13 protein-coding genes are annotated in these 9,174 nt (G+C 65.2%); 7 read left to right on the top strand and 6 right to left on the bottom strand.

The window, feature by feature from the left end; translation table 11 throughout:
- Positions 1–780 (bottom strand): bifunctional 2-polyprenyl-6-hydroxyphenol methylase/3-demethylubiquinol 3-O-methyltransferase UbiG (locus GSQ83_RS21945; protein ID WP_158805022.1); only part of this gene is annotated, 780 nt, incomplete at its 3' end.
- 101 nt (positions 781–881) lie between these two features.
- Here GSQ83_RS21945 and GSQ83_RS21940 point away from each other — a divergent pair.
- The 3 genes from GSQ83_RS21940 (at position 882) to GSQ83_RS21930 (ending at position 3,269) form a co-directional block, all read left to right on the top strand.
- Positions 882–1,376: an invasion associated locus B family protein gene (locus GSQ83_RS21940; protein WP_158805021.1), complete on the top strand. Its 495-nt coding sequence runs from the start codon at positions 882–884 to the stop codon at positions 1,374–1,376.
- Entirely contained in the window at positions 1,373–2,575 is a 1,203-nt protein-coding gene (rlmN, locus tag GSQ83_RS21935) for a 23S rRNA (adenine(2503)-C(2))-methyltransferase RlmN (RefSeq protein ID WP_254065838.1), read from the top strand. Before GSQ83_RS21940 ends, rlmN begins: the two co-directional genes overlap by 4 nt.
- Before the next feature lie 172 nt (positions 2,576–2,747).
- Positions 2,748–3,269 carry a M15 family metallopeptidase gene (locus GSQ83_RS21930; RefSeq protein ID WP_158805020.1) on the top strand — a complete coding sequence of 174 codons (522 nt, stop codon included), beginning with the start codon at positions 2,748–2,750 and terminating at the stop codon, positions 3,267–3,269.
- 4 nt (positions 3,270–3,273) lie between these two features.
- Here GSQ83_RS21930 and GSQ83_RS21925 read toward each other — a convergent pair whose 3' ends face one another.
- The 5 genes from GSQ83_RS21925 to GSQ83_RS21905 all read right to left on the bottom strand — a co-directional run bounded on the left by GSQ83_RS21925 (position 3,274) and on the right by GSQ83_RS21905 (position 6,295).
- A complete protein-coding gene (locus GSQ83_RS21925; RefSeq protein WP_158805019.1) occupies positions 3,274–3,822 on the bottom strand; it encodes a DNA-3-methyladenine glycosylase I in 549 nt (182 codons plus the stop codon).
- Between the two features lie 13 nt (positions 3,823–3,835).
- A complete protein-coding gene (locus GSQ83_RS21920) occupies positions 3,836–4,327 on the bottom strand; it encodes a copper chaperone PCu(A)C (protein WP_158805018.1) in 492 nt (163 codons plus the stop codon).
- Positions 4,324–4,749: a fluoride efflux transporter CrcB gene (crcB, locus tag GSQ83_RS21915; protein WP_158805017.1), complete on the bottom strand. Its 426-nt coding sequence runs from the start codon at positions 4,747–4,749 to the stop codon at positions 4,324–4,326. The genes GSQ83_RS21920 and crcB overlap by 4 nt, the downstream gene beginning before the upstream one ends.
- 139 nt (positions 4,750–4,888) lie before the next feature.
- Entirely contained in the window at positions 4,889–5,617 is a 729-nt protein-coding gene (locus tag GSQ83_RS21910) for a response regulator transcription factor (RefSeq protein ID WP_158805016.1), read from the bottom strand.
- Between the two features lie 180 nt (positions 5,618–5,797).
- Entirely contained in the window at positions 5,798–6,295 is a 498-nt protein-coding gene (locus GSQ83_RS21905; protein ID WP_158805015.1) for a L,D-transpeptidase, read from the bottom strand.
- A 125-nt stretch (positions 6,296–6,420) separates the two neighbouring features.
- On the opposite strand from GSQ83_RS21905, the gene GSQ83_RS21900 reads away from it, so the two are divergent.
- From GSQ83_RS21900 to GSQ83_RS21885, 4 genes are all read left to right on the top strand, one after another.
- A complete protein-coding gene (locus tag GSQ83_RS21900; RefSeq protein ID WP_158805014.1) occupies positions 6,421–6,765 on the top strand; it encodes a cupin domain-containing protein in 345 nt (114 codons plus the stop codon).
- Positions 6,766–6,921: 156 nt separating this feature from the next.
- The gene (locus GSQ83_RS21895; RefSeq protein WP_254065837.1) at positions 6,922–7,440 is read left to right on the top strand and encodes a GtrA family protein; all 519 of its coding nucleotides are present in this window, start codon (positions 6,922–6,924) and stop codon (positions 7,438–7,440) included.
- A gap of 16 nt (positions 7,441–7,456) precedes the next feature.
- Entirely contained in the window at positions 7,457–8,482 is a 1,026-nt protein-coding gene (locus GSQ83_RS21890; RefSeq protein WP_158805013.1) for a glycosyltransferase family 2 protein, read from the top strand.
- Positions 8,483–8,519: 37 nt separating this feature from the next.
- On the top strand, positions 8,520–9,174 hold a 655-nt coding region (locus GSQ83_RS21885; protein ID WP_158805012.1), incomplete at its 3' end, for a TolC family protein.

Here is a 9,174-nt window from a genome sequence, read left to right as displayed (position 1 = left end):
CCCCACCCGGGCGGCGCCCGCCATGCCGACGCCCGCCAGCAGGGCCGCGAAGGCCGTGACGGTGAAGGCGCGGTCGCGCGGATTGAGCAGGAGGTCATAGAGCCCGGCATCGCCGCCCGAGATGTGGTCCGAAAAGTTGCGGTTGGCGCGCAGCCAGTTGCTCTCCGGCAGGTGCCGCATGACGCGTCGCGCGGTGTCGAGCCGGGCAGGAGGCGGGAGGTCGGCCGGCGCCAGCAGGGCCAGCGCCTCCTGCACCATATAGACGCCGGTGCGGCCATGCGGGGCATAGACCATCAGCCCCATGCCGCCGCCGGGCGCCAGTGACGCCTCCAGCGCCGCCAGCCCCTCCGCAGGCTCGGGCAGGTGATGCAGCACGCCGCAGCAGTCGATGTAGTCGAAGACACCGAGGCCGAGGCTCGGCAGATCGAGCAGCGAGCCCAGCACCCAGTCGATGTTGGTGAGGCCCCTCGCCTCCGCCCGCGCCCGCGCGATGCGCAGCGCGGCTTCGGAGCGGTCGAGGTAAGTGACGCGGCCCGGCCGCCCGGCGCGCGCCATGTGGGTCGCCAGCATGACGGTGCCGTCCCCGGTGCCGCCGCCGGCGATCAAGGCCCGCAGCGGCTGGGAGGCCGGGCGGGTCGCGCCGAACACCCAGTAGTCGATCTCCCGCACATGGGAGGGGCTGCCGATGATGAGGCGCTTCGCCTCCTCCTTCGGATCCCGCGCGGGATAGGGATAGGTTTCGTATTGCCGGGCGAGCTGGCGGTCCGTGGCGTCGGTCATGGCGGCGGATCTACCGGCTCGGCCCGGCGCTGGCGAGGCATGTGTGTGACACGCATAGAGACTCCTTGCACGCCACGATGGCGCTCCCTTATGGCTTCCCCATGCGCCAGATCCTCATCCTCGCTTCCGCCTGCTCGCTTCTCTCACTGCCCGCGCTCGCCGCGACCAAGGCTGGCGGGCCGGTCTCGCTTGGCCAGTTTGGCGAGTGGACCGCGGCGCAATATGGCAGCGCGGGCGCTCCGATCTGCTACGCCTTCAGCCGCGCCAAGGGCAGCGCCAAGACCCCCTCGGCCGGGATGATCCTGGTAACCGAGCGCCCAACCTCGCGCGACGAGGTGGTGGTCAATGCGCCATCGAGCTACCCCGCCAAGAGCGAGGTGGCATTGCAGATCGACAAGCAGGGGGTGGTTTCCCTCTATACCGCCGGTCATTCCGCCTATGCGCGAGATGGGCGGGCGGTTGTGGTGGATATGCAGCGCGGCTCCGGCGCCACGGCGAGCTGGGCGGCGAAGGGCGGCAAGGCCACGCAGAGCTTCTCGCTTTCGGGCTTCAGCGCTGCCTATGGCGCGATCGTCAAGGCTTGTCCCGCGAAGTGAGCGTAGTGACGGCGCCGGTTCTCGCGCCCCCAGACGACGCCGCCCGCATCCTCGCGAAAGCCGCGCTTTTCGCGCCACCGCCGGCGGTTTTGGCCGATGGCAGGCGGGATCTGGTCGGGCTCAGCCGCGAGGAGCTTGCGGCGGAAGTCGCGGCGATCGCAGAAGCGCCGTTCCGCGCCAAGCAGCTTTGGCATTGGATTTACCACCAGGGCGTGACCGAGTTCTCGGCCATGAGCAGCATGGCGAAGCCTTTGCGCGAGAAGCTCGCCGAGCATTTCGTGGTCGGCCGTCCAGATCCCGTTGTTGTGCAGACCAGCACGGACGAGACCCGCAAATTCCTGTTCCGTTTCCGCGACGGTCAGGAGGCCGAAACCGTCTATATTCCCGACCCGGAAGAGGATCGCGGTGCCGTCTGCCTCTCCTCGCAGGTCGGCTGCACGCTGTCCTGCAGCTTCTGCCACACCGGCACACAGCGCCTGATGCGAAATCTCGGCGCAGCGGAGATCGTCGGGCAGTTCATGGCGGCGCGCGACAGCTATGGCGAATGGCCGAGCCCCAAGGGGGAGACGCCTCGGCTGCTCTCAACCATCGTGCTGATGGGCATGGGCGAGCCGCTGTACAACTACGACAATGTCGCCAAGGCGATGCGGATCGTGATGGATGGCGAGGGCATCGCACTGTCGCGCCGGCGCATCACGCTTTCCACCAGCGGCGTCGTACCGATGATGGATCGCGCGGGAGCGGAGCTTGGCGTCAACCTCGCCGTGTCGCTGCATGCGGTGCGGGACGAGCTGCGCGACGAATTGGTGCCGCTCAACCGCAAATATCCGATTTCCGAACTCATCGCGGCGTGCCGACGGTATCCCGGCGCGTCGAACGCCCGGCGGATCACTTTCGAATATGTCATGCTCAAGGGCATCAACGACAGCGAGGCGGATGCGCGGCTGCTGGTCGAGCTGATCGCGGGATTGCCGGCGAAGGTAAATCTCATTCCGTTCAATCCCTGGCCGGGGAGCGCTTATGAGACGAGCACACCGGAGGCGATCCGGCGGTTTTCACAGATCGTCATGAATGCGGGTTTCGCGGCGCCGGTGCGGACACCTCGGGGGCAGGATATTCTGGCAGCCTGCGGGCAGCTAAAGACTGAGACGGTACTGGCACGCGGACGAAGCGCAGCGACTGCCGCCGCAGAGGCGTAGCTTCTATTTTCGATCGCGTCTGACACGGCAATTAGATTCTCGCGCGCCGTGGCTGTATCCATTTAAACAGTCTGAAAATCTTTATAGAATGTGAATGAAGTCACATTAAATCGCGCAAAATAAGCCAATAATCAGCGGATCGTTTCGATCTATTTCCGGGGGGAAACCGCTGATGAGCGCCGACCTGAACGACCTCAAGCCCGAATTCCGTGCCAAGGTGACCGCCGGGCTCGCGGCACTGGCGAGAGAGGGATTGCAGTTCAAACCCTATTTCACGCTGCGGAATCCGGTCATCCAGGCCGGGCTCTGGCGCCAATCGAGATCCGTCGCGGTTGTACAAGACCAGATCAGCGAGCTTCAGCGGCTACACTGCGACTTTATGGTTGAGTGCTTCGCCAAGGCGGGTGCCACGGAAGGCAAATGGGCGACCAATGCTCTGCCCGGCCTGTCCTGGCATCAATATGGCGAGGCGGTCGATTGCTTCCTCGTCGATGCCACAGGTCAGCCCGACTGGGAGAGCCCCAAATACGCCCGCTTCGGACAGATCGGCGACGCGACTGGCATGTGGTGGGGCGGCCATTTCGGCGATGATGACCATTGGCAGAACCGCAAGACCGAGCCACCCGCAGCCTTCGGCTCGCTAAAGGAAATCAACGATCAGCTCGCCATAGACTGGCCGCGTCTGCTTGCTTAGCGGCTCATGCCGCATCGCGACGGAAGCAGTCAGGGGCATGATCGTTGACGACTCCCGTGGCTTGCAGCCAGGCATAGACGATCACTGGTCCGACGAATTTGAAGCCGCGCTTTTTGAGCTCCACCGATAGCTGCTCGGAAAGCGCGGTTTTCGTCGGCACCGGGCCGGTGGCGCGGATCGGTTTGCCGCCCGCCATCGACCACACGAATTCCGAGAAATCCTCGCCTGCGGCTTGCATGTCGAGATAGGCGCGGGCGCCGCCGATCGTCGCCAGGATCTTTGCGCGCGACCGCACGATGCCTGCGTCCTGCAACAATCGCTCGACATCCTTCTCGGTGAAGCGCGCGACGCGCTTCGGGTCGAAACCCTTGAAGGCGGCGCGAAAGGCATCCCGCTTGCGGAGGATGGTGATCCAGGAGAGGCCGGCCTGGAAACCATCCAGCATCAGCTTCTCCCAGAGCGCCCGGCTGTCATGCTCCGGCACGCCCCATTCCTCGTCGTGATAGGCGCGCATCAGCGGATCGTTGTCAGCCCAGGCGCAGCGGTGGACCATGCGGGCTCTCCCCCTAGTTCATCTTCATTCCGGCCATCGCGCCCATGCCACTGGCATCCGGCGGCATGTAGCTCATCGGCTGCACGGTGACAGTCACTGTGAGGGGCGCCGAACGAACGAATTGGAGCGTCAGCGGAAATTGCTCGCCGGCCGCCAGCGCATGGGTCAGGCCAGTCAGCATGATGTGGTAGCCGTCGGGCGAGAAGCTCAGCGGCACGCCGGGCTTCAGCGGCAAGGGGCCCGCCGGGTCCATGTCCATGACGCCGTTGACCATGCGAGACACATGCAGATCCGCATGGGCGGCGACAGGCGTGCTGACGGCGGTCAGTCGGTCCGGCAAACCATTGTCGCGCAAAGTCAGATAGACGACCGCCGCGCTGCCGGCCGAAGCCGTAACCCTGGACCATGGATTGGTGACCACCATTGTCGCGGGCATGGCAGCGGCATAGACGCCCGACGGTACGGCGCAGACCGCGAGGAGAAAGAAAACTGAGCCGCGCCTCATGACGCCTCCTCTTCGATCGAGATTTCGGCCACCTGCGCCGTGTGGCCGAAGTGGCCGCCGGCGGCATAGCCGATTGCCACCGCAACCAGACAGAGGATCACGGAAACCGCGATATTCGCGAAAGCGCGCGTGACGTGCCCGCCGCGTAGCAGGTCCAAAGTCTGCAGGCTGAAGGACGAAAACGTCGTGAACCCGCCACAGATGCCGACCATGAAGAAAAGCCGCGCGATTTCCGGCAACGGGTAGCGGCCGGTATCGAGCGTCAGGGCGCCAAAGAGGCCGATGGCGAAGGAGCCGATGACGTTGATGAGGATCGTGCCCCAGGGCAGCGTGCCGCTGATCGGGAGGGCCCAGACCGCCAGCCAATATCGGCCGACGCTGCCCAGCGCTCCGCCTACAGCAATGGCGAGCGTTGGGATCATGGCCCCACCGGAGGCGCGTCAGTGTGGCAGACAAATACGCCCCAGCAAACTCTCACCGGTGGGGCTAAGGCGAGGCGTGCGTGGCACGCCCTAGCGTGCTCTGACGGTGGAGACGGCATAGCCGAAGTATCGACCGGGCTTAGCCCGTCTGCAACGCCTTCGGGTCCAGGCGATAGCCGCCGGCCTCGGTGATGAGGAGCTGCGAATGGGTCGGATCGGGCTCGATCTTCTGCCGGAGCCGGTAGATATGGGTTTCCAGCGTATGCGTCGTCACTGCGGAGTTGTAGCCCCAGACCTCATTGAGCAGGACCTGCCGCGGCACCGGCTTAGCGCCGGCGCGATATAGGAATTTGAGGATCGCGGCCTCTTTCTCAGTCAGGCGAATACGGCGGTTCTTAATCGGCTCCTGCAACAACTTCGTGGCCGGCCGAAAGACATACGGGCCAATGGTAAAAACAGCGTCCTCGCTATTCTCGAAAATGCGCAGCTGGGCCCGCAGCCGTGCCAGCAATTCCGAGAGCCGAAAGGGCTTCGACACATAGTCGTTGGCGCCCGAATCGAGGCCGCGCACGACATCTGTCTCCTCGGCCGAGCCGGTCAGCATGATGATCGGCATCTTGTAGCCGCGCGCCCGCAGCTTCGTGCAAAGGTCACGGCCGTCACCGTCCGGTAGACTGACATCGAGAATGATGGCGTCGAAACGGGAGTCCTGAGCAGACACAGCCGCTTCGGCTTCCGCGACACTAGAAGCTTCCGTGGCCGAAAACTCGCCATCCATGGTGAGTTGCTCGGCGAGCGTGGCGCGCAAGGCCTGGTCGTCATCCACAATCAGGATGGGCCGCTCATCCCCTGCCGGCTTTTCCGCCATACTCGGCTTCTCCCTTGTCGCTCGATCAGCTTCATTCGCAATCGCCGCCAGAACTCGGGCATCAAACCAGATTGTGGCAAGACCCGGGCAACAGGCGCGTGAATAATCCTTGTAGTTCCGCGTATATAGGGGCGTTCCTCAGCTTTGCCATGCAGGTATTGTAGCGCGCCGTCAGCGCCATCACTCAGGCAGCACGCGAATGGCTGCCAGCCCCGCCCCGAGCACGTTGCGCAGGTCACCAAGGGCGAGTGCGATGCAGCCTGCGGTCGGCGCCCTGTCGGGGGTCTGGAGGTGCAGGAAGATGGCGGAGCCGCGCTCCTCCAGCGGCGGATCGTCGTTCCAGCCAAGCACGCCGATGACGTCGTAGATGGCATCCGCTCGCCAAAGCGCTTCGTGCCGGTGATCGAAGGGGAGCCGTATCTGGCGGTTATAGGCGTCGCTCGCGGGATCGTCGCACCAGCCATCCTCGGGGCTTAGGGGTTCCATCGGGCAGCCCGCGGCTGGCGGCGACACACGGTCGGCGCGATAGAGCACGCGGCGGAGTGGCAACAGACCGGCGGGGGTCGCGCCGTCACCCTCCACCTTGAAGCGGGTGATGCCTGCGCGGCCAAGCGTGGCTCGGTAGCGGCGGTCGGCCAGAATGAGGAGACCATCGGGGCGCAGAATCGCTTCGCTCATGACGCCCCTCATAGAAGCTTCTAGGATTCTCCGACAACGCCCGACGCGAGAATGAACCGGCGGGAGGTTGGCTCGATTAACATGACGCATCACGAGCGGGCACAATTCCACCATCGGAGCTTGGCATGAAAACTTCGCTCGCCGATCTTGTCGGCCGCCTCCCCGGCCCCGTGACGCCGACCTGGCCGGGCGGTGAGCCCTTCACCGTTGGAATGCGCCACGGGAGCATGTCGGTGGAGGTCTTCGCCCCACGCGGCACGGATTTCCAGGGACCGCATGAGCAGGACGAGCTTTACTTCGTCGTCAGCGGTTCGGCCGAGTTCGAACATGGCGGTGGGATCACGCCAACGGCGCAGGGCGATGTGCTGTTCGTGGCTGCGGGCGAAACGCATTGCTTCCATCGAATGAGCGAAGATTTCGTCACCTGGGTCGTCTTCTGGGGTCCGACGGGCGGCGAAGCCACCGGCTGAAGCGGCGCGAGCCAAACTCGCAGCCGCCTCAAAGGCCGTTCCTTTCGCGCACCACCTAAAAGCCTGAATGACGCCACAGAGACAGAATGTTATGACGCTGTGTTCCCAAATCCAACCGCCCCCAGTTCACGCGCCCCTGACAAGGATTCGCAGCCTGTGTCCGAAACGCTTTCCGAGGCCTCCGCCCTCGCTCGCCCGGCATCGGCTGGCGCCGGCACAGCCGAAGGCGGCCTCACCGGTGCAGGCTCCACGCCTTCAATGTGGGTCGCAGGGCGTCTGTCTCCCGCTCAACGCACCGTCGCGGCGCAGTTCCTGCGGTTCGGCGCCGTCGGCGTGTTCGGCTTCGTGGTCGATACGGCCGTGGTCTATGCGGCGCGCCACTGGCTTGGATTGCTCGGCGCGGGAGTGCTCTCCTTCTTCGTAGCCGCCAGCGCCAACTGGTTCCTCAACCGCGTCTGGACCTTCAGAGGCCAACATGCGGGGCGGATGCATCACCAGTGGATCCGCTTCATCGGCTGCAATTTGATCGGCTTTGTGCTCAACCGCGGCACCTTCGCGATCCTGATCAGTCTCTTCCCGATCTGCGTCCATTACCCGGTGCTCGCCGTCGCGGCCGGGTCCATCGCCGGGCTCAGCGTCAACTTCACCCTGTCGCGCCGCGTCGTCTACCGATGATGGCGATCGGCCGCATGTGACGGCGCCTGACCTTGGGCGTCACCCGCCGGCCGAAGCCTACGATGCCGACATTCTTATTCTTACGTTAGACAGGCTAACTGAGACCGAGGCGGCGTTGCGCTCGGCTGTGGCGCAGGTGGGTCTCACTCGGCGCGTCATCCTGCTCGACCAAGGATCGGCACCCGAGACCTGGCAGCGCCTCGCCGCCCTTGTCGCGGAGCGGGAAGATGCACTGCTGGTCTCAGCGGGCGGCAATCTGGGGGTCGCTGAGGGGCGTAACCGGGCGGCGGCACTGGGTCTTGGCCGCGTCATCATTGCGCTCGACAATGACGCCGTCTTCGCGGATGCCACCACCGCCGCGCGCGCCGTCGCTGTGCTCGACCTCCGGCCGGATCTGGCCGCGATCGGCTTTCGCATCATGAATGGAGACGGCAGCGGGGAGGACGAGGCGTCCTGGGGCTATCCCGAGGGGCTGCGGCCCCAGGCGGCCGGACGCTTCGACTGCGCGACCTTCGTCGGTGCCGGCCACGCCATTCGCCGCTCCGCCTGGGAAGAGGTCGGTGGCTATGACGCACGGCTCTTCTTCACCTGGGAGGAGTTCGACTTCTCGCTGCGGGCCATCCAGGCAGGCTGGCGGCTGCTGTATACCGGCGACATCGCGGTGCATCATGCATTGGCGGCAGAACGGAGAGTAGGCTGGTCTGGCCGGCGATGGTTCCTGTTCACGCGCAACCGGCTCTATATCGCCCTAAAGTGGCGCACGCCCTGGCCGAGCTTTGGCCTTCGCGTGCTGGGCTATTGGGCCAGAGGCGTCCGGCATGGGCTCGGCCGCCAGAGCGTGGCGGCGATCATCGCAAGCTTTTTACTGGCGCGCGGGCGGCGGCACGAGGCACTGAGCCCGGCCGCTCTTGCCTATCTCCAGGAGGTCGATGGCGATCGGCGCGGCGGGTTGTTGAGGAGGCTTTGGCGGGAAGTTTTGACCGGCTTTCCCGGCAAGTCACAACCAGCGCGACGCAATCGAGGTGTTACAAAACGCAGGTAACGGTCATAACAGACTGATATTTTGTCATGGAGATACAGTGCATCGGCGACTGCTGAGCGCTCTGCCGCTTCTCGCCCTGCTGGCGGGATGCGATGTCGGACCCGACTATCACAGGCCACAAGTCGAACTCCCGCCCGGCTTTACCTCCGGAAACGCCCTCGCGACCCGGCCGATCTGGCCGGACGCGGCGTGGTGGGCGGGGTTCCAATCGCCTGAGCTCAACCGCCTCATCGCCGAGGCGCAGGCGCATAACTTTGACCTGCGGGTGGCGCTGGCCGCGGTCTCGGAAGCGGATGCGGCGGTACGCGTCGCCGGCGGCAGCCTGCTGCCGACGGTCCAGGGCGGCGCTGGCGCCTCCTTCTCCCAGGTCAATCTGAGCGGCAACAAAGGCACCGGCGGCTTCGGAACATCGACGACCACCAATGGCACCGGCACGACCTCGACGACGATCGGCCGCGGCATCGTCGATACCCGCACCTATAGCGCGACCCTGTCGGCCTCCTACGAAGTGGATTTCTGGGGCAAGAACTATGCGACCTTCCGCGCCGCCCAGGCGAGCGCGGTGGCCGCTCGTTACGCGGCTGCCGTCACCGCGCTGACCGTGGTGAGCCAGGTCGCCAATACCTGGTTCGCCGCCCTCGCCTTTCAGGACCAGCTGGACGTCGCGCGCCGCAATCTCGCGCAGGCCCAGC

It is taken from the genome of Acidisoma sp. L85 (assembly GCF_009765865.1).
Classification (GTDB): domain Bacteria; phylum Pseudomonadota; class Alphaproteobacteria; order Acetobacterales; family Acetobacteraceae; genus Acidisoma.
Note: the sequence above shows the minus strand (reverse complement) of the source record. Positions and strands in the feature narration are given on the sequence as shown.